23 protein-coding genes are annotated in these 19,536 nt (G+C 45.1%); 3 read left to right on the forward strand and 20 right to left on the reverse strand.

Annotation, left to right across the window (positions count from 1 at the left end; translation table 11 throughout):
• Window positions 1–361: 361 nt before the first annotated feature.
• The 9 genes from upp to spoIIR form a co-directional block, all read right to left on the reverse strand.
• Window positions 362–991, reverse strand: coding sequence for a uracil phosphoribosyltransferase (upp, locus tag MKY50_RS19035; protein WP_003227670.1), 630 nt, complete (start codon window positions 989–991; stop codon window positions 362–364).
• A 134-nt stretch (window positions 992–1,125) separates the two neighbouring features.
• On the reverse strand, window positions 1,126–2,373 hold the full coding sequence (gene glyA, locus MKY50_RS19040) for a serine hydroxymethyltransferase (RefSeq protein WP_003227669.1): 1,248 nt from the start codon (window positions 2,371–2,373) through the stop codon (window positions 1,126–1,128).
• 206 nt (window positions 2,374–2,579) lie between these two features.
• On the reverse strand, window positions 2,580–3,122 hold the full coding sequence (locus MKY50_RS19045) for a TIGR01440 family protein (RefSeq protein ID WP_029318713.1): 543 nt from the start codon (window positions 3,120–3,122) through the stop codon (window positions 2,580–2,582).
• Window positions 3,123–3,134: 12 nt separating this feature from the next.
• Window positions 3,135–3,584, reverse strand: coding sequence for a ribose 5-phosphate isomerase B (gene rpiB, locus MKY50_RS19050; protein WP_029318712.1), 450 nt, complete (start codon window positions 3,582–3,584; stop codon window positions 3,135–3,137).
• Window positions 3,585–3,740: 156 nt separating this feature from the next.
• Window positions 3,741–4,193: a protein arginine phosphatase PrpB gene (gene prpB / locus MKY50_RS19055; protein ID WP_221777244.1), complete on the reverse strand. Its 453-nt coding sequence runs from the start codon at window positions 4,191–4,193 to the stop codon at window positions 3,741–3,743.
• A gap of 75 nt (window positions 4,194–4,268) precedes the next feature.
• The gene (locus MKY50_RS19060; protein ID WP_003227661.1) at window positions 4,269–4,826 is read right to left on the reverse strand and encodes a manganese efflux pump MntP; all 558 of its coding nucleotides are present in this window, start codon (window positions 4,824–4,826) and stop codon (window positions 4,269–4,271) included.
• 78 nt (window positions 4,827–4,904) lie between these two features.
• Window positions 4,905–5,945, reverse strand: coding sequence for an L-threonylcarbamoyladenylate synthase (locus tag MKY50_RS19065; protein WP_019712588.1), 1,041 nt, complete (start codon window positions 5,943–5,945; stop codon window positions 4,905–4,907).
• Window positions 5,946–6,101: 156 nt separating this feature from the next.
• A complete protein-coding gene (locus tag MKY50_RS19070) occupies window positions 6,102–6,545 on the reverse strand; it encodes a GNAT family N-acetyltransferase (protein ID WP_003244265.1) in 444 nt (147 codons plus the stop codon).
• A gap of 66 nt (window positions 6,546–6,611) precedes the next feature.
• Window positions 6,612–7,286, reverse strand: a complete 675-nt coding sequence (gene spoIIR, locus MKY50_RS19075; RefSeq protein WP_003227654.1) for a stage II sporulation protein R — start codon at window positions 7,284–7,286, stop codon at window positions 6,612–6,614.
• 140 nt (window positions 7,287–7,426) lie between these two features.
• On the opposite strand from spoIIR, the gene MKY50_RS19080 reads away from it, so the two are divergent.
• Window positions 7,427–7,789: a UPF0715 family protein gene (locus tag MKY50_RS19080; protein WP_014478265.1), complete on the forward strand. Its 363-nt coding sequence runs from the start codon at window positions 7,427–7,429 to the stop codon at window positions 7,787–7,789.
• Window positions 7,790–7,805: 16 nt separating this feature from the next.
• Here the strand turns inward: MKY50_RS19080 and MKY50_RS19085 are convergent, their stop codons facing one another.
• From MKY50_RS19085 to prfA, 3 genes are read right to left on the reverse strand one after another with little or no spacing between them, the layout of a single operon-like run.
• The gene (locus MKY50_RS19085) at window positions 7,806–8,093 is read right to left on the reverse strand and encodes a DUF5316 family protein (protein ID WP_003244050.1); all 288 of its coding nucleotides are present in this window, start codon (window positions 8,091–8,093) and stop codon (window positions 7,806–7,808) included.
• Between the two features lie 59 nt (window positions 8,094–8,152).
• A complete protein-coding gene (gene prmC / locus MKY50_RS19090) occupies window positions 8,153–9,019 on the reverse strand; it encodes a peptide chain release factor N(5)-glutamine methyltransferase (RefSeq protein WP_003227647.1) in 867 nt (288 codons plus the stop codon).
• A 1-nt stretch (window position 9,020) separates the two neighbouring features.
• The gene (prfA, locus tag MKY50_RS19095) at window positions 9,021–10,091 is read right to left on the reverse strand and encodes a peptide chain release factor 1 (RefSeq protein ID WP_003227645.1); all 1,071 of its coding nucleotides are present in this window, start codon (window positions 10,089–10,091) and stop codon (window positions 9,021–9,023) included.
• A gap of 125 nt (window positions 10,092–10,216) precedes the next feature.
• Between prfA and gloA2 the strand changes: the two genes are divergently transcribed.
• Together gloA2 and racA are read left to right on the forward strand one after the other, a co-directional pair.
• Window positions 10,217–10,603, forward strand: coding sequence for an SMU1112c/YaeR family gloxylase I-like metalloprotein (gene gloA2 / locus MKY50_RS19100; protein WP_341117346.1), 387 nt, complete (start codon window positions 10,217–10,219; stop codon window positions 10,601–10,603).
• A 121-nt stretch (window positions 10,604–10,724) separates the two neighbouring features.
• Entirely contained in the window at window positions 10,725–11,279 is a 555-nt protein-coding gene (gene racA / locus MKY50_RS19105; protein ID WP_015251007.1) for a chromosome-anchoring protein RacA, read from the forward strand.
• Window positions 11,280–11,312: 33 nt separating this feature from the next.
• On the opposite strand, the gene MKY50_RS19110 is transcribed toward racA, so the two are convergent.
• The 8 genes from MKY50_RS19110 to MKY50_RS19145 form a co-directional block, all read right to left on the reverse strand.
• On the reverse strand, window positions 11,313–12,272 hold the full coding sequence (locus tag MKY50_RS19110; protein ID WP_003242497.1) for an AEC family transporter: 960 nt from the start codon (window positions 12,270–12,272) through the stop codon (window positions 11,313–11,315).
• 81 nt (window positions 12,273–12,353) lie between these two features.
• The gene (gene malS, locus MKY50_RS19115; RefSeq protein WP_003244309.1) at window positions 12,354–14,051 is read right to left on the reverse strand and encodes an oxaloacetate-decarboxylating malate dehydrogenase; all 1,698 of its coding nucleotides are present in this window, start codon (window positions 14,049–14,051) and stop codon (window positions 12,354–12,356) included.
• 289 nt (window positions 14,052–14,340) lie between these two features.
• Entirely contained in the window at window positions 14,341–14,928 is a 588-nt protein-coding gene (locus MKY50_RS19120) for a thymidine kinase (protein ID WP_024572668.1), read from the reverse strand.
• Between the two features lie 88 nt (window positions 14,929–15,016).
• Window positions 15,017–15,217 carry a 50S ribosomal protein L31 gene (gene rpmE / locus MKY50_RS19125; RefSeq protein WP_003151132.1) on the reverse strand — a complete coding sequence of 67 codons (201 nt, stop codon included), beginning with the start codon at window positions 15,215–15,217 and terminating at the stop codon, window positions 15,017–15,019.
• A gap of 118 nt (window positions 15,218–15,335) precedes the next feature.
• Window positions 15,336–16,619 (reverse strand): transcription termination factor Rho, encoded by a 1,284-nt coding sequence (rho, locus tag MKY50_RS19130; RefSeq protein ID WP_003221939.1) that lies wholly within the window; start codon window positions 16,617–16,619, stop codon window positions 15,336–15,338.
• A 30-nt stretch (window positions 16,620–16,649) separates the two neighbouring features.
• The gene (locus MKY50_RS19135) at window positions 16,650–16,811 is read right to left on the reverse strand and encodes a hypothetical protein (RefSeq protein WP_003227632.1); all 162 of its coding nucleotides are present in this window, start codon (window positions 16,809–16,811) and stop codon (window positions 16,650–16,652) included.
• Window positions 16,812–17,025: 214 nt separating this feature from the next.
• Window positions 17,026–17,991, reverse strand: a complete 966-nt coding sequence (gene glpX / locus MKY50_RS19140) for a class II fructose-bisphosphatase (protein WP_003242962.1) — start codon at window positions 17,989–17,991, stop codon at window positions 17,026–17,028.
• A gap of 30 nt (window positions 17,992–18,021) precedes the next feature.
• Window positions 18,022–19,311 (reverse strand): UDP-N-acetylglucosamine 1-carboxyvinyltransferase, encoded by a 1,290-nt coding sequence (locus MKY50_RS19145; RefSeq protein ID WP_003227628.1) that lies wholly within the window; start codon window positions 19,309–19,311, stop codon window positions 18,022–18,024.
• Window positions 19,312–19,536 lie beyond the last annotated feature (225 nt).

Consider the following 19,536-nt stretch of genomic DNA (forward strand, 5'->3'; position numbering starts at 1 on the left):
AACCCTTAGTAGAAGACCTTTTTTGACCGGCAAAACGGGCCTGTTCGAAAAAATCATTCATCCGCAAGCCTTGCAGGGATGCTGTTTCATTCGCTTAAATAAATCCTCATAATACGGGTTTGCTGAGAGGATTTACATTGAGGATGAGGACTATAATGAAAGCTATGAAAACCTTCTCATAATACCCTCGTTTAGCATACAATAGCCCCTAACATGTGTCAATCTGTTTAAAGTTAAAAAACTTTTTATACTTTACGTCTCCACAGAATGTTCACAATTTCACCTATAATTGTATACAGATTCACCGAATAGCAAAAAACTGGATAAAAAAATGAAACCCCCTTTTGGGGATTTCATTTTTTTATTTTGTTCCAAACATGCGGTCACCCGCATCTCCGAGACCTGGAACAATATATCCTTTTTCATTTAATTTTTCATCTAGCGCCGCAATGTAAATATCAACGTCCGAATGATGCTTCTGCAATTCTTCCACACCCTCCGGCGCTGCTACAAGACACATGAAACGGATATTTTTCGCACCGCGTTTTTTAAGGCTGTGAATGGCTTCAACTGCGGAACCGCCCGTAGCGAGCATCGGATCAACTACGATGAATTCACGCTCTTCCACATCAGAAGGAAGCTTGACATAGTATTCCACGGGTTTTAAGGTTTCTGGATCACGGTAAAGGCCGACATGTCCCACTTTTGCCGCAGGAATCAGCTTTAAAATGCCGTCAACCATTCCCAATCCTGCTCTGAGGATAGGAACCACTCCGAGTTTTTTCCCTGAGATGACTTTCGATTTCGCAGCCTGAACCGGTGTATTGATATCCACTTCTTCCAGAGGAAGATCGCGGGTAATTTCAAATGCCATGAGTGTAGCCACTTCATCTACTAACTCTCTAAAATCCTTCGTACCTGTATTTTCATTCCGTATATATGTCAGCTTGTGCTGAATTAAAGGATGATCAAATACATAAACCTTTCCCATACTGTGTTTCAGCTCCTTTTTTATTGTCCCATCAACAATTACACACTTCTATTGATTCTACAAAAAAAGACATTGAGTTTCAAGAACATCGTCAAAAAACCCGCCGGGCATAAGCCCAAGCGGGTTTTAGGATCTTAATAATCTAATTCTTTATATAAAGGAAATTTATCAGTCAGAGCAGCTACACGCTGTCTTGCTTCTTCAAGTTTTCCTTCGTCTTCGTGGTTTTTCAATGCAAGCGCAATGATAGCACCGACTTCTTCTAAAGCGTCTCCGTCAAAACCGCGGCTGGTTACAGCAGCTGTACCAAGACGGATGCCGCTTGTTACGAAAGGTTTTTCAGGATCATATGGAATCGCGTTTTTGTTAGACGTAATACCGATTTCATCAAGTACATGCTCCGCAACCTTACCAGTCAGTCCGAGCGAACGAAGATCAACAAGGATAAGGTGGTTGTCTGTTCCGCCTGAAACGAGCTGGATGCCCTCTTTCGTTAAGGCTTCAGCCAGACGTTTCGCATTTGAAATGACGTTTTGTGCATATGTTTTGAAATCGTCCTGCAATACTTCACCAAATGAAACAGCTTTTGCGGCAATAACGTGCATCAGCGGGCCGCCTTGAATTCCAGGGAAGATCGATTTATCAATTTTCTTGCCAAACTCTTCACGGCAAAGGATCATACCGCCTCGAGGACCGCGAAGTGTTTTATGTGTTGTTGTTGTAACGAAATCAGCGTAAGGAACCGGGTTTGGATGAAGGCCTGCCGCAACAAGTCCTGCGATATGTGCCATATCCACCATGAAGTAAGCGCCGACTTCATCAGCAATTTCACGGAATTTCTTAAAGTCGATTGTACGAGGATACGCACTTGCTCCTGCTACGATAAGCTTCGGTTTATGAGCGAGGGCTTTTTCACGCACGTCATCGTAATCAATATATTGAGTTTCTTTATCTACACCGTACTCAACAAAGTTATATTGAACACCGCTGAAGTTGACTGGGCTTCCGTGTGTTAAATGGCCGCCGTGGGAGAGGTTCATCCCAAGTACAGTATCGCCTTGCTCCAAAATCGTGAAGTACACTGCCATGTTTGCTTGTGCGCCTGAATGAGGCTGAACGTTTACATGCTCCGCTCCAAAGATTTCCTTCGCGCGGTCACGGGCGATATCTTCAACGACATCGACGTGCTCGCATCCGCCGTAGTAGCGTTTGCCCGGATATCCTTCTGCGTACTTATTTGTCAAAACAGATCCTTGTGCTTCCATAACCGCTTCACTTACAAAGTTCTCAGAAGCAATCAATTCGATCTTAGTCTGTTGGCGTTCACGCTCATTTTTAATGGCGTTAAACACTTGTTCGTCTTGCGCAGGTAAATGTTTCATCAGCGAGATCCTCTCCTATCCGTATCCTGTTCTTTGTTTTTACCATCACTATTGTACATGGTTTTTAAGGCCGATGTAAAAGATTATTTTTAAAAAATCTAAATTTTTATTGGTAAAAACGAATATTAATAACTTAAATTTAATTTAAAGTTCGGAATTTATTTCACTGTCTTAAAATAAAAGAAAAGACTGGCTATGCAGTCCTTTCATTCGCACTCATAAACCGCCCGCACTCCGCCGATTAGTTTCGGCCGTGTACGCGCCAATGTCACATGAGCTGAACCGAGGCTGTTTTGAGAGACACGCACAGGGACAGCCACCGGCTTCAGATGCATGCCGATAAACGTATCGCCTATATCAATTCCGGCGTCAGCCTGAATGGCTTCAACAAGAACAGGAGACTTCATCTGCTTAAACGCATAAGACGCCATCGCTCCGCCCGCTTTTGGAACGGGCACGGCAGAAACGGTTGGAAGCCTGAACAGCTTGGCTGTTTCTGCTTCGACGACAAGCGCTCTGTTTAAATGCTCGCAGCATTGAAACGCCAGATGGATTCCCGTTTTTTCCCGGAGCTCAGCAAGTCCGCTGTAGATGCTTTCAGCGATATCTACACTGCCCGATGTGCCGATCCGGCTGCCGGCCACTTCGCTCGTGCTGCATCCAAGGACGAAGAGCTGATCTTGTTTCAATTCCGCTTGGTCCTGAAACTCAGACAGCATCGTCTTCCACGTTTGTTTCAACTCATTCATTAAACAGCACCCCTACAGGTTTTTCTCTTCATAATCTGAGATTTTCCCAATACGCGTTTGGTGTCTTCCCCCGGTAAACTCAGTAGTCAGCCAGATTTTTGCGATTTCCCGAGCCAAACCAGGTCCGATCACCCGTTCACCCATCGCAAGGATGTTTGTGTTATTATGCTCCCTCGTCGCCTTCGCGCTGAAGGTATCGTGCGCCAGCGCGCAGCGAATCCCTTTTACTTTATTAGCGGAAATGCTCATGCCGATGCCTGTCCCGCAAATTAAAATGCCTCTGTCAACTTCGCCGCTAACCACTTTTTCGGCCACCGGAAAAGCATAATCCGGATAATCGACAGAGCCGCTGCCGCAGTCACAGCCCATATCAATATATTCAATTTGCAATTCGTCCATTAACTCTTTGATTTCATTTCGAATGTGAACGCCGCCATGATCCGATGCAATGGCTACTTTCATCTGCTTTTCCTCCCAGCGTGTGTGATGCGGCCCGCCCGCTTTATTGACCGCGCAGCCTGTCCGCTCTTTGATTCACACCATATGATGTGCTTTTCACTATATTCTACTCCTTCACGCAGGATTTGCAAATGACCTGTTTACAGATTTTCTGACAACTTATCTGCGGTCTTTTTTCAGCTGTTTTGCCAGCTGCCGAAGAAGCTCTTCAAGCTCATCTCGCGTTTGTTTATAGATGTCAATTGAGCCGCCGAACGGATCGATGACATCACCATGGCTGCCTGTGACATATTCTTTTAACGTAAACACTTTATGACGATAACGTCCAAATTGGCTGGCAATGATCTGCTTGTGCTGATGGGTCATAGCCAGAACCAAATCAGCCGACTCCATATGTTCTTCAGTTAATGGAGAAGACACATGATTAAGGGCAATATGTTTTTCAAACAGCGCTTCGACTGCATGAGGCGTCGCTTTCCCATTAGGTGAAGCAAACACACCTGCCGAGCGGACATTGACATTCAGCCCTTCCATTTCTGCAATTGATTTAAAAAGCGCCTCAGCCATTGGGCTGCGGCACGTATTTCCAGTACAGACAAAAATAATATCCATGTCAGTCACCCCTTATTTTTCTCTATTATATATGAAGAAAAAAGAAACGGCGACTTCGTTTCTTTTATTGGTATATTAAATTGGCAAAAGCAGCTTTAGTCCAAACACGATTAATATGATGCCCCCGAGCGCTTCGCTGTATGTGCCAAGCCATGACTGCACTTGTTTTCCGACCAGCAGGCCCAGCCATGTCAACATCATGCTGAACAGCCCGAACAGGGTAATTGTGAGGAGCGGATGCGAGCCGTATATCCCCAAGCTCAAGCCGACGGAAAAGCTGTCAAGGCTGACGCCGATGGCAAACAGCAATAAGCCCGGCCCTGCCGGTGACATGAATCGTTCTTCTGACTGTTTAAAAGAGGCCATAAGCATTTGAACCCCAAGAACAAAAAGCAGCGCCCCACCGATATAAACCGCTAACACGCCGAGGAGCCCTGACAGCATGTTACCGGCCGCCATTCCTGCGAGAGGCATGATGACGTGAAAGAGGCCGATGATGAAACCAATATAGAATATCTGCTTCTTTCTAAGTTTGACCATGCCCATTCCAAGGCCGACAGAAAAAGCATCCATCCCTAAAGCAAACGCCATGATGCTTAATGTAATCAGTTCGCCTATAAACAAATCCGACATACATAAATAACCCCCTTGGACACGCCCCGCTTTTTTAGCCTATGCGTGTCCAAAAAGGGTTAGAACATCTGACTGCTTTCAGCGAATCACTCTTCCTCCGGCGGCTTTCATCAGCCTGTTCATAATAGCAAGACCGACACCTGTGTCCGGAAAGGATTCCGCAATAATAAAGTCCACCTTATTCTCATCAAAGCTGCGCAAAGCATCATACAGCCCTGCCGCAACAGTCTCAAGCTGAGCCCGTCTTCCGCAGCTCTTCACATAATCAGCGGAATAAACGCCCGCGTTTTCTTCTGTCGTCAGGACACCGACCCGTCTTCCGCCCTGTTGATATTCTTGAATGAGGTGCTGAATGCGCTCTGGGCTGCCTTCGCAAATGGCAAGAGGCGCTGTCGGCGCATAATGTGTATATTTCATCCCTGGAGAAATCGGCTTCTCGTTTTGGTCGCTGAGCCCTTTATCCACATGGATCGGCCCGATCACCGCTTCAATTTGTTCCTTCGTAATGCCGCCAGGACGCAAGAGAACAGGGATGTCGTCCGCACATGAAAGCACGGTTGATTCGACCCCGATTCCGGTAGGGCCTCCATCCATAATACCGGCTATGCGGCCATCCAAGTCGTGAGCCACATGCTCCGCTTTTGTGGGACTTGGCTTGCCTGATAGATTGGCACTCGGTGCTGCAATCGGCAGTCCCGATTCCCGAATCAATGCAAGGGCAAGCGGATGATCCGGCATTCTAATGGCAACCGTTTCAAGACCTGCCGTTACACGAGGTGAAAGCGCATCAGGTTTGCAAGGCAGAATGAGCGTAAGTGCTCCCGGCCAAAACCGTTTCATCAATGTTTTCGCCTTTTCCGGCGCCGGGCCCGTTAAATCCTCAAGCTGGCTGATATCCGCAATGTGGACAATCAGGGGATTATCGCTCGGCCGCCCTTTCGCCTCATATATTTTTTTGACGGCATCCGTATTTTTTGCGTTTGCGCCTAGGCCATATACTGTTTCTGTCGGAAAGGCAACGACCTCATTTTCTCGGAGCAAAGCGGCTGCTTGTGCAATTTGTGGATCATTTGTGGATAACTCGTCAGTTACATCCACAAACCATCTTTTCGTTTTCATTTCTGACCAAACTCCTTATTCACAACAATAAAACGATTGTTTTACGCGTGTAATCCTTTTGAAAGTATAAAAGATGTCCTGTAATAAAACAAGCGTTATCCACAAATTGTGGACAACGCTAATAAAGAAGTGGATAAGTATGTGTATAAACTGCACTTATCCAGACGCTTTTTTCATCAAAACGGCTCCTTCTGTTTGCCGCGATTCACAGAAGTGATCAGAAGAAAACAGCTCCTCCGGTACACTCTCAGCTCTTTCAAAACCCATGGCCGTCAGAAAGTCCGCAGAGGAATGCTGATTTGCTACTAGGTACACGGTTTTGATCTGATGCTTTTCGCACAGCACCTCCATGCTTTGAAAAAGCGTGACGATGTGGCCTTGGTGAAGCTTGTCCGATATGACAAGTGATCGCAGCAGCCCCTGGTCACAGCTTATTTTTTCAATACCGAGGCATCCGGCAATGTTTTTCTCACTGTCCTCCAGCATAAGAAATTGAGTGAAGCCTTCTTTCACGCCTTCATAGCTGGTTTTTGCCTGTTTTAAAAATGCCTCGAGCACATCTCCGTCTTTTTCCCTTGCCACCCGCAGTTGATAAAACATCCGTTCACCCCGTTTTTGCGTTCTTTCTTCCAATCTATGAGGCAAATCTATTTTTAGACCAGATGATTAGGAAAAAAGGTCGGAAATCCATTCGACTAAAAAGAATTTCACTTCTGTGCCGTCTTCTTTTTCTTCGTTCTCTTCTTTTTTGGCTTTTTCCGCTTTAGCGGTTACGTCCTCAAGCACTTTTTCAGTCTGCTTTTTTGAGGCTTCTTTATCTTCTTGTTCTTTGACGGCTTCCCCGTTAGAAAAATCGAGAAAGCAGAGGGGCGGGAACAGCACACACCACCAGTTGGCTCCGTCTCCATTTCCAAGCGTAATCAAAATCGCTTCATACTCACCGGCGGGATATACCATGTTGCCGTAAAGCTTTGTCGGAAACGAGATTTTGTCAAAATCAACGGATATCGACTGATTCGCTCCTTCTTTCTCCATTGTTTCCTTTGCAATTGCTTTGATTTCAGGCAGCTTTGAACGAATCACGCGACGCGCTTCTTCAATAGAAGTAATATCCTTTACCCAAGTTGTGATTTCTTTATTCACCGCGTCTCTTATATGACGTTTTAATTGCTGATCTTGGTCACTATCGCTGTTTGCCAATATTCTCAGACGAATCGCCTGATCCGGTATGACCACCGGCTGATTTTCCGATTTCTGTGCCGTCTCTTCTTTTGCCAGCCCTACGAGCGCTCCAGATAGTAAAAGAAAGATATATATACAAATGATTACTGTTTTTTTCATCGGTCCCCACCGTTCCTCTCCGTGCTTTGTTTCTAGCCCTATTATGGACAAGGAGAGCCTGGGATAAACGTGCAGGGTGAAAAAAATCTAGCAAGCTGTTAATCTTATTTATGGTACGATAGTGTTTTAGGAGGTTTAAGATGAAATACAATTATACAGTGCTGTTATCAGCATTCACGATGTCCGTTCTTTATTCAGTAATTTATATTCATTCATTTATCATTGCCGCTCTCATCACAATGGCATTTTATTTTCTGTTTCCTTATTTGATCTTCGCACTGCCGCTTCAAATCATGATGAATAAAAAGCCGAAACGTTTCAGCCCTTTGTATCTGCTGTATTACCTTGCCGCTGCTTTTATTGCCAACGCGATCATTTTCGGCGTGCTTCAGCCTTCGGGACAATCTCTGTTTCAAAATACAGCCTTTTATCTTTTCGCTGTATTAACAGCTCTTATCTATTGGATATGGGATTCTGTTTTACTGCAAAAAAAGGAAGCCTAAGAGGCTTCCTTTTTTATTAAAACAAAATCGTCAGTAAATAACATAGAATGGAAGGTATCGCCGCAACAAAGAAAGCGGCCGCCATTTTCATGCGAGATGTACGGCCTTCTTTGGTTTCTGAATGGTAGTTTGCCCGCTGATCGCTTCCGCTTACAGCCAAACCCGATGTAATGATCGCGAGCCCCACTAAAACGAGAGACGCAACGCCAAAAATCGCTTCATATGAAAGAGCCTGCGGAAAAATGGTGCCAATCATGCTCTCAATCGCAATGAGCAGGATTCCTGCTGTCAGGGCCTTTTTCATGTTTACATCCCCTTTGCTGGTGTTAAACAGCTTGATCCATTCACTCGCCAGCAAGCTGCTTATTTATTTTTATGAATCAGAGCGCATATGGTTCTGTCTTTTCCATTAATATCTTTCAGCACTTCCACTTCCGCCCCCTTAAACGCCTTGAGGATCAGGTCTTTGACCGCCGCTCCCTGTTTCCAGCCGATTTCAAAAACGACAAATACTTTATCCTTCATAACAAGCGGAATGTCTTCCATAAACCGCTTATAAAATTTCAGCCCGTCTCCGCCATCGGTGAGTGCGTGCAGCGGCTCATGAAAACGGACAATTTCCGATAAATCAGCCATTTCTTCCTCTGAAATATATGGCGGGTTTGAGACAATGATATCCGCTTTTTTTCCCGCCTTAATAAAAGGCTCAAGCAGATCGCCCTGATAAAAGCGCACATTCGCTCCGAGTTTTTCTGCATTGGCAGAGGCGACTTGCAGCGCCTCTTTCGAAATATCGACCGCCGACACAGAAAAGCTTTGGTTTTCAAGCGCAAGCGTGACGGCTATTGCGCCGCTCCCTGTACCAACGTCAACAACTTCGAGCTTGCCGTCTTCAGAAAAGACACTCCGATATTTTTCAAGCAAATGAAAGACAACTTCTTCAGTTTCCGGCCGCGGGATCAGCACATCATCATTCACCATAAATTCCCGTCCATAAAAAAACTCTTTTCCTATAATGTATTGAACCGGCACGCCCTCTTTATGCATCTCAACGTGACGCTTAAAGCGATACAGTTCGTCTTCACCAATCGGTTCCTGTAAGCTTGCGAGCAGTTTGCTTCTCTCCATTCCGGTATCATAAAGCAATAGGAGCTCGGCCGCATTTTCTTCTCTTCCCGCTTCGGTTAAATAAGAAGAAGCCCATTTCAGGGCTTCGAATATCGTCTTCATCTTAACCTTCCGACTGCTGAAGCTTGCTTGCCTGATCTTCAACAATCAGCGCTTCAACCACTTCGTCAAGTTTTCCTTCAAGAATCTGATCAAGCTTTTGAATCGTCAAACCGATTCTGTGATCCGTCACACGGTTTTGCGGGAAGTTGTATGTGCGGATACGTTCAGAGCGGTCACCAGATCCGACTGCTGATTTCCGTGTTTGATCATATTCAGCCTGGGCTTCCTGCTGAAATTTATCATAGATTCTGGCACGGAGAACCTTCATTGCTTTTTCTTTGTTCTTAATTTGAGATTTTTCGTCCTGGCATGATACAACAACACCTGTCGGCAAATGAGTCAGACGAACCGCAGACATTGTTGTGTTAACGCTTTGTCCGCCCGGTCCGCTTGAAGCAAACGTGTCGACACGGATATCCTTCTCATGAATGTCAACCTCTACCTCTTCTGCCTCAGGAAGACATGCCACTGTTGCAGTGGATGTATGGATGCGTCCGCCTGATTCTGTTTCCGGAACACGCTGCACGCGGTGGGCGCCGTTTTCATATTTGAGTTTAGAATACGCGCCGCTTCCTGTAATCATAAAGATGATCTCTTTGTAGCCGCCCGTTCCGGTTACATTCGCTTCCATGACCTCTGTTTTCCAGCCTTGAAGCTCAGCATAACGGGAATACATTCTGTACAGGTTTCCCGCGAATAAAGCGGCTTCCTCACCTCCCGCGGCTCCGCGGATCTCCATAATAACGTTTTTATCATCATTAGGATCTTTCGGGATCAGGAGCACTTTCAGCCGTTCTGACAGTGTTTCCGTTTCCTTCTGAAGTTCAGAAATCTCTTCCTTCACCATGTCGCGCATCTCAGCATCCAGCTTCTCTTCAAGCATCGCTTTTGCATCAGCCAGCTGTTCTGACGCATCTCTGTATTGTCTATATACGTCAACTGTTTCTTGTATATCAGATTGCTCTTTTGAATATTCTCTTAGCTTTTTCGGATCGTTGACTACTTCTGGATCGCTCAAAAGCTCATTTAATTTCTCGTATCGTTCTTCAATTGATTTTAAACGGTCTAACACGGTCTTCACCTCTGTTTTCCTGTGCGTAACATTCTCATTATAGTATAGTGATTAACCCCAGTCAAAAGCATTTCAATCCCAGCTGGAAAAGCTCCCTCTGCTATACTGGAATTCGAGGAGGGATGATGTTGCTGAAATCCATACATCATATTGCAATCATATGTTCAGATTACGAAAAGTCGAAAGCTTTCTACGTACATAAGCTTGGTTTTCAGGTGATTCAAGAAACGTACCGCGAAGAGCGCGGCTCCTATAAGCTTGATTTGTCGCTTAACGGCTCGTATGTCATTGAGCTGTTCTCGTTTCCCTATCCGCCCGAACGACAAACCCGGCCTGAAGCCGCAGGCCTGCGCCACCTCGCCTTTACAGTCGGCAGCTTGGATAAAGCGGTTCAAGAGCTTCATGAAAAAGGAATCGAAACAGAGCCAATCAGAACAGATCCGCTGACCGGCAAGCGTTTCACCTTCTTTTTTGATCCTGACCAGCTTCCATTAGAACTGTATGAACAATAACAGTTTTTGAAGAAAAAAAGGAGATACCCACTTTCTTTGCCGAATCTTTTCTTGTTTTGTCTAACGGGAAGGGAACCGCATTCTATGGTCGAATACCTAGCTTAAAAGGAGGTATGGGATCATGAATACAAATATGGTAGCAAGTGAACTCGGCGTCTCCGCAAAAACGGTGCAGCGGTGGGTGAAGCAGCTGAATCTTCCGGCCGAACGCAATGAGCTCGGACACTATTCGTTCACGGCAGAAGACGTGAAGGTTCTAAAATCCGTTCAAAAACAAATCTCTGAAGGCACGGCGATTCAGGATATTCATCTGCCGAAAAGCGCTAAAAAGCGCACAGGCTTCCTTGTACAAAAAACAAGTAGCGACACAGAACGAAGAATCGAGCAGCTTGAACAAAAGCTGGACACCCTTTTACAGCAAAGGCAGGACGAAAGCGAATTGATGGCAAGGATGTCGGAACTGGAACGCCAGCTGAAACAAAAAGCCGATGAAGGTGTATCTTACCAGCTGCTTCAGCACCGCAGAGAAATCGATGATATTCTTGCAGATCTGCAATCACTGACCTCACAAATGAAAGAATTCACCGCTCAGCCGATCCCCGAGACTGCTGCTGCTTCTGAAAAAACCAAAACAAGAAAAAAACCGCTGCTGTCACTGTTCAAATTTCAAACCTAAAGCAAAAAGCTCCCGTAAAGGGAGCTTTTTTTGTTACGCAGTAAGCGCGATAATGATTGGAAGTGAAATCAATGACAGAATCGCACTGACCACAAACGCAGTTGCAGTTTCTTCTTCTTGTTTCTCGAAACGAGTCGCAATCATGGCTGCAACGGCAGAACCAGGGAATGCAACAAGAAGGATTGCTTTTGTTGTTTGGTCAGCCGGAAGTCCGATAGCAAGAGCAATCAAGAACATTAACGCAGGCTGAACCGCAACTTTTAGTAACGCAATACCGATAGCCGGCATACTGAGTTTAATTTTACGAATACCAACGGTAACACCGACAGCAAAGAGAGCAACACCAGATGTTGTGCTTCCAAGCTGATCAAGCATTTTAACACCCAGCTCAGGAAGAGTGAAATTGAAAACCAGCACTAAGATCATACTGATTAACGGAGCAGCTGCAAGCGGCTCACAAAGACCATGCAGGATTGATTTTCCTGTCATCTTCCAGAAGCTGTCGCCACTCTCTTCGTTTTTCTTAGAAGACTCACCAACAGTAGCGATAATGATCGCGAGCGGATCAAGAATCGCGTTAACCACGATACCTGTGACCGCGATCGGAATCGCAACTTCATTCGCTCCGAATAAGCTTCCCAATACCGGGATACCCATAAATGCGAATGTCGGCTGTGCAGAGTTCAAAGAAAATACAGATGAGTTCGTTAAATCATACTTGAAAATAAATCTGCAAACCAAAAGAATGATGATATAGAAACCAACAATCCCAATAATTAAAGAAATCATTAAAGGTACTTGTGATAAAAATTCACTTCTGGAAGTTGTCAAAATACCAGCGATAAAGTGAGCTGGAAGTGCGTATTTCGTTACTAACGTACTTACCCCTTTTGCCGACTTGGCATCATAACTTCCAAAATGTCCTGCAAACCAACCCAGCACGATAACAAAGAAGATCGGCGCCAGGAGGATTAAGATATCTAAGATGCTCAAAATATTCTCCTCCAAATCCTATGTCCGTATACTTTAGCTTTACAAAAAGCTTTCCCTCGGACAGAAAAATTTACTCGCTAATTATTTCGCGATGACTTTTTTGTATTCAGGTGTCCACATTGCATCAAGTACCGCTTGTTTCACATCTTCAGGCTGACGATTTGCCACGCCGTCTTTAATTGCTGCTTCAGCAACGGCAATCGCAACTTGGATAGAAACCTCTTGAAGCTTATCAATGCTTGGAAGCAATCCTGCTCCAGGTGTTTCAAGATCAACCATTTCAGCAATCGCATCAGCAGTTGCAGCAAACATAGCAGGTGTAATGATACGCGCTTCAGCTACAATTGAACCAAGTCCAAGACCAGGGAACGCGAATGCGTTGTTAGATTGTCCGATTTCATAAGAAACACCGTTGTATTCTACATTGTCAAATGGGCTTCCTGTTGCAATAAGCACTTTTCCGTCAGTCCATTTGAACAGATCTTCAGGAACAGCTTCAGCAAGGTGAGTCGGGTTAGACATCGGCATGATAACCGGACGGTCTACGTGAGATGCCATTTCTTTTACAATTTCCTCTGTGAATGCACCTGAAACCCCTGAAGTACCAATCAAGATCGTTGGTTTCGCTTGACGAACCACTTCATCGAATGGAATTTGACCTTTTTCATCGCGCTTCCAGTCTTTCACTTCATCCGCATTGCGAAGGTAAGGTTTTTGGAAATCAAGGATGCCTTCGATGTCTTCAGTCAGCAAGCCTCTGTAATCAAGTGTGTAGAAACGTTTGTTAGCTTCTTCTTCAGATAATCCGGCAAGCACCATTGTGTCACGGATTTGGTCAGCAATACCGATACCAGCAGAACCAGCACCGAAGATAACAACACGCTGATCTTTAATAGAAGCGCCGGTTTTCTTCATAGCGGCAAGCACACCTGCAAGTGTAATCGCGCCAGTACCTTGAATATCATCATTAAATGTCAGGATTTCATGATTGTATTTTTTCATGATGTTGCGTGCATTTTTGTTGCCAAGGTCTTCCCAGTGAAGAAGCGCTTTAGGGAAGAATTTCAATGCAGCTTTTACATAAGCGTCAATGAAAGCTTCGTAGCGTTCACCTTGAACACGTTCATGCTTGTTACCAATATATAAAGGATCGTTTAGAAGTTTTTCGTTGTTCGTACCGACATCAAGCACAACCGGGATAACACGGCTAGGGTCAATACCAGCTGCAGCAGTGTAAACAGCCAATTTACCGATTGCGATATTAATACCGCCTACACCCCAGTCACCGATACCGAGAATGCTTTCGGAGTCAGTAGCAACGATAAGATCAATATCGCCTGCTGTCGCATGAAGGTTTTCAAACGCTTTTTCAATACCGTCAATGTTGTCGATTGACAAGTAGATTCCTTGAGGTCTTCTATATTCATGGCTGTATTCCTGAATCGCTTCACCAACTGTTGGCGTGTACACAACAGGAAGCATTTCGCGAAGATGGTTTTTCAGCAATTTATAGAAAAGAACTTCGTTACGGTTTGCAAGATCACTTAAGTAAACATTTTGACGAAGGCGGTCAGGCTGCGCTTGGAATTGCTCGTACGCGCGTTGTGCTTGTTGATCAAGAGAAAGTACAGTTGGCGGCAGAAGCCCTTCTAAGCCGAGTTCTTGTCTTTCTTCTAGTGAAAAAGCAACGCCTTTATTTAAAGTAGGAATAGATAAAACTTCTTTTCCTCTAAGAGTTGTTTCTAAGTGGCCTTCTTTCGTTTTTTTTATGTTATTCAAGCAAATCTCCTTCTTTCTTGAAATAGTTAACCAAGTTAAGTAATAACCCATCTAAAATATGACCGATCATGATCTTTATGCGACTTTGTGACAATTATTCGAACAATGTCTCAAAACTATTTACATTACGTAAGCTATTGTATGCCTGTCAAAATCAAAATTCAAGGGAAGAAAATTACTTAATTTTTTAATATACTTATTTAAATTTTTTAATTGAATATTATCAGAATATAAAAAAAACACCGGTGTTTTTAGCCGGTGCATTCTATCTTTATACCCATGTTTTGGACTATTTTTTAGATTTTCCTGGGACTTCGTGATGATGTCTGCATCTTGCTTCATATGATTCAGATGCACCAACCAAAATGACCGGATCATCGTAAGAAGCAGGTTTGCCGTCAATGAGGCGCTGTGTTCTGCTCGCCGGTGATCCGCAAACAGAACAGACGGCTTGCAGCTTTGTCACACTTTCCGCAATCGCCATGATATTCGGGACGACACCGAACGGCTCTCCCCTAAAATCCATATCAAGGCCTGCTGCTATCACACGGTAGCCTTTATCGGCAAGAGATGATAAAACCTCAACAATTTCCTGATCAAAAAACTGCACTTCATCAACCGCAACCACATCTGTACTTTCACTGATGTGATCCCAAATGTCCGCAGCAGACGAAATGGCATAGCTCGTCATCGATGTTCCATTATGGGAGACAACAGCAGCTTCGCTGTATCGGTTATCAATTACAGGCTTAAATACCCTGACTTCCTGCTTGGCGTAAGTCGCTCTCTTCACTCTTCTGATCAGCTCTTCAGATTTCCCCGAGAACATGCTGCCGCAAATCAGCTCAAGCCACCCGCTTTGTTTCATTATGTACATAGGCTTCGCTCCCCTCTCTCTGCCAGCTGTGTTTTAGACAATATAAAAAACAGGCAAGACTGCTGCTTGCCTGTTGAGAAATCTATTATTACTTAAGACCGTATTTTTTGTTAAAGCGATCAACACGACCATCAGCAGAAGCGAATTTTTGACGGCCAGTGTAGAATGGGTGGCATTCAGAGCAAATCTCAACGCGTACCTCTTCTTTTACTGAGCCTGTTTCAAATTCATTTCCGCAAGCGCATTTAACTGTTGCTTTTTTGAAATTAGGATGAATTCCTGCTTTCATTGTATCCATCTCCTTCCGCCCTGAATCCCGTGTGGAAACAGAGTTATTATTTCGGATCATTGTCCGAAACGCATATGAGAAAATTATATCAGTGATTTACTTCTTTTGCAAATACAATTTACCTTCTTGCAGATGATAGATTTGCCTGTTTCCATTCTTGATTGAGAATATCGAAAAATTCCTGGTTTGTTTTGGTTTTTTTCATTTTTCTCATGAACTTTTCTGCGAAATCAGGTGAATCAGACATCGTTTTGCGGATAGACCATAAACGATCAAGATGCTCTTTAGGCACAAGCAGCTCTTCTTTGCGCGTTCCTGAACGGCGGATATCGATGGCAGGGAAGATGCGGCGCTCGGCAAGAGAGCGGTCAAGGTGAAGCTCCATGTTGCCTGTTCCCTTGAATTCTTCATAAATGACATCATCCATACGTGAACCTGTATCAACCAGAGCCGTAGCAAGGATGGTTAAGCTGCCGCCCTCTTCGATATTTCTCGCAGCCCCAAAGAAGCGTTTCGGACGGTGGAACGCCGCTGGGTCAATCCCCCCGGAAAGCGTTCTTCCACTTGGCGGAATCACTAAGTTGTAGGCGCGGGCAAGCCGTGTGATGCTGTCCATCAGGATAATGACGTCTTTTTTGTGTTCCACGAGACGCATTGCACGTTCAAGCACAAGCTCGGCCACTTTGATATGGTTTTCCGGCACTTCATCAAACGTTGAGCTGACGACATCCCCAGCTACAGAGCGCTCGATATCGGTTACTTCCTCAGGTCTTTCGTCAATTAAAAGCACGATCAGCTCTGCTTCAGGCTGGTTCGCTGTAATGCTGTTGGCAATTTCCTTCAGCAGCATCGTTTTTCCGGCTTTCGGCGGCGCAACAATCAATCCGCGCTGCCCAAATCCAACCGGCGCCATCATGTCCATAATTCTTGTAGACAAGAAGTTCGGCTTTGTTTCAAGCACCATTTGACGATCCGGGTAAAGTGGCGTAAGAGCCGGGAAATGCACACGCTCTTTTGCAGATTCGGGATCATCCCCATTTACTGCTTCAACGTGCAAAAGTCCATAGTAACGCTCATTTTCTTTTGGCGGGCGAACCTTGCCAGATACTTTGTCTCCGTTCCGCAAATCGAAACGGCGGATTTGTGAAGCTGAGATGTAAATGTCTTCTGAGCTTGGAGAGTAGTTGATCGGTCTCAGGAATCCGAAACCTTCAGACTGGATGATCTCGAGAACGCCTTCCATAAACAGCAGATCTTCCTGTTCTGCATTCGCTTTCAGAATGGCGAAAATGAGTTCTTTTTTTGTCAGTTTGCTGTAATAGGAGATTTTATAATGTCTTGCAAGTTCATAAAGCTCTTTCAATTTCATATTTTCCAAAGAGGAAATAGATACGTCTTTCATAAAAACACCACGCTTTTCATAGTCAATATCTTACTCTGAACATGTCATCTGCTGCTTTTGCACAACATCCGCCAAAGCACATTCTTTTTTTAACATAAAGGAACTTCTATCGGTAACACTTCCACCCATGATCGGCGCTTTTGTTAAAAGGATTGTCTTAATGAGTTTTGAAGGAAGCGAGGACAAAAACATGAGAAGATCAATACTTATATCGTCTGTATGCGGTAGAAATTGAAACTTTCCTAGTGCTTAAAAGAAGGTATTACGCAGTAAAATTCGCAGCACTCTTTATTTTTACCTTATTTCAAAAAATTATTCAACTGAAATAAGGTTTTGACACGGAATTGATAGAGTTGACGCTTTTCTGCAAAAGTTAAAGCGGGCTCACACCCGCTTTTTCTGTTTGTTATGGACGGATTACAAGATTTGGTTTCTTTTTCAAGCTGTGTCTGCCGTCAACGAAACGAACAGTGCCCGATTTTGCACGGATAACTAAGCTTTCAGTTGTACCGACAGAGCCTTTGAATTGAACTCCTTTTAACAGCTCGCCGTCAGTAACCCCTGTAGCTGCAAAAATCGCGTCATCACCCTTCACAAGGTCTTCCATGCGAAGGACTTTGCTTAAATCAAGGCCCATTTTGTGACAGCGAGTGATTTCTTCTTCGCTTTGCGGAAGAAGTTTACCAATGATTTCTCCGCCGAGTGCTTTTAGCGCAACAGCGGAAAGCACACCCTCAGGAGCGCCGCCTGATCCGAACAGGATATCAACGCCCGTGTGGTCGAAAGCCGTGTTGATGGCGCCTGCGACATCGCCGTCATTGATCAATTTGATTCTGGCGCCGGCCTCACGAAGCTCGGAAATGATTTTTGCGTGTCTTTCACGGTTTAAAATTGTGGCAACGACGTCCTCAACGTCCTTGTTTTTCGCTTTTGCCACCGCTTTAAGGTTGTCAATGACAGGTGCTTCGATGTCAATGCAGCCCACCGCTTCCGGACCGACTGCGATTTTTTGCATATACATGTCAGGAGCATTCAGAAGCGTGCCATGGTCTGCGACCGCGATAACCGTCAGCGCGTTCCAGCCGCCGCTTGCTAAGATGTTTGTGCCTTCAAGAGGGTCAACTGCGACATCAACGCGAGGTCCGTACCCGTTTCCGAGTTTTTCCCCGATATACAGCATTGGCGCTTCGTCCATTTCCCCTTCACCGATTACAACGGTCCCTTTCATCGGCACTGTATCAAAAACGTCTCTCATTGCACTTGTTGCCGCTTCATCAGCCTCATCTTTTTTTCCCCGGCCCATCCATCTTGCTGATGCCAATGCCGCAGCTTCTGTCACACGTACCAATTCCATTGATAAACTTCTTTCCATTTCAACACGATCTCCTCTCACAAGAAACCATTATGAATTTTGAAGCTGTTCTATTTCTTCGTCAGTCATTCTTTCACGCCAAATTGTCGCTCCAAGCCCCTCAAGCTTCTTCTCAAGGCTGCTGTATCCGCGGTCAATATGCTCCAGTCCCGTAATTTCCGTGACGCCATCAGCCATCAGTCCGGCTACCACCAAGCAGGCTCCGGCACGCAGATCACTTGCCTTCACTTTTGCGCCTTGAAGCTCGACAGGACCTGTGATGATGGCAGATCTGCCTTCTACTTTCATATTGGCACCCATTCGTCTCAGCTCATCAATGTGCTTGAATCTTGCCGAGTAGATGGTGTCTGTGACGACACTCGTCCCTTTCGCCCTTGTCAGGAGCGCCGTCATCGGCTGCTGTAAATCAGTCGGAAACCCCGGGTATACGAGGGTTTTGACGTCAACCGGCTTTAAGTTCTTCTGCCCGCCGACAATGAGAAGCTGGTCGTCGCTTGTTTCGATATGATAGCCCATTTCTCTCAGCTTTGCCGTTAACGACTCTAGATGAGTGGGAATGACGTTATCGATAATGACTTCCTTGCCCATTGCAGCCCCTGCAATCATAAATGTCCCGGCCTCAATTCTGTCCGGAATGATCGTATGCTTGCAGCCGTGCAGTTCCTTCACGCCGTCGATTCGAATCACATTGGTGCCCGCACCTTTGATTTTGGCGCCCATGCTGGTAAGCAATGTCGCGACGTCAATGATCTCAGGCTCCTTGGCAGCGTTTTCGATGATCGTTTTCCCTTCTGCCAAAACAGCGGCGAGCATAATGTTAATCGTTGCCCCAACGCTTACGACATCTAAATAAATCCGTGCGCCTCTCAGCCTTTCAGCTCGCAAATAAATGGCGCCTTGTTCATTGGTTACTTCAGCTCCGAGTGCTTCAAAGCCTTTGATATGCTGATCAATCGGACGGGGCCCTAAGTGACAGCCGCCAGGCAATCCAATGACCGCCTGCTTGAAGCGGCCAAGCATCGCCCCCATTAAATAATATGACGCGCGAAGCTTTTTTACTTTCCCGTTAGGAAGCGGCATGCTGATCATCGACGTAGGGTCAACAACCATTTCCCCATTCTCAAAATGCACGTTGCCGCCGATTTCCTTTAACAGGTCACGCAGCGTTTCAATATCTGAAATCTCTGGAAGCCCTTCAATTGTCACCTCGGAATTTGCCAAAATGGTTGCAGGTATTAACGCAACAGCGCTGTTTTTAGCGCCGCTGATATGTACTGTACCGTTTAACGAGTCACCGCCGGCAATATTCAACTTTTCCATGATAGTCTCCTTCCATAAGAAGATAGCTGCGGAGCTAAATAAAATGTCATTTTATTCTGTCTCTGCAAATAAAGCTCATGTCCAAAATCTAGCCAATTCGAAGAGAAAGAATACAACACATTGTAAAATATCAGGAAGAAAATAGCGAAGCTTTGGGGGGTACAGGTTTCAAAAGATGCACAGAGACCCGCCGGCTCGAGAGACATCGTCGTCATCCGGCAAAAG

The organism is Bacillus sp. FSL R7-0685 (genome assembly GCF_038002425.1).
Taxonomy (GTDB): Bacteria; Bacillota; Bacilli; order Bacillales; family Bacillaceae; genus Bacillus; species Bacillus subtilis.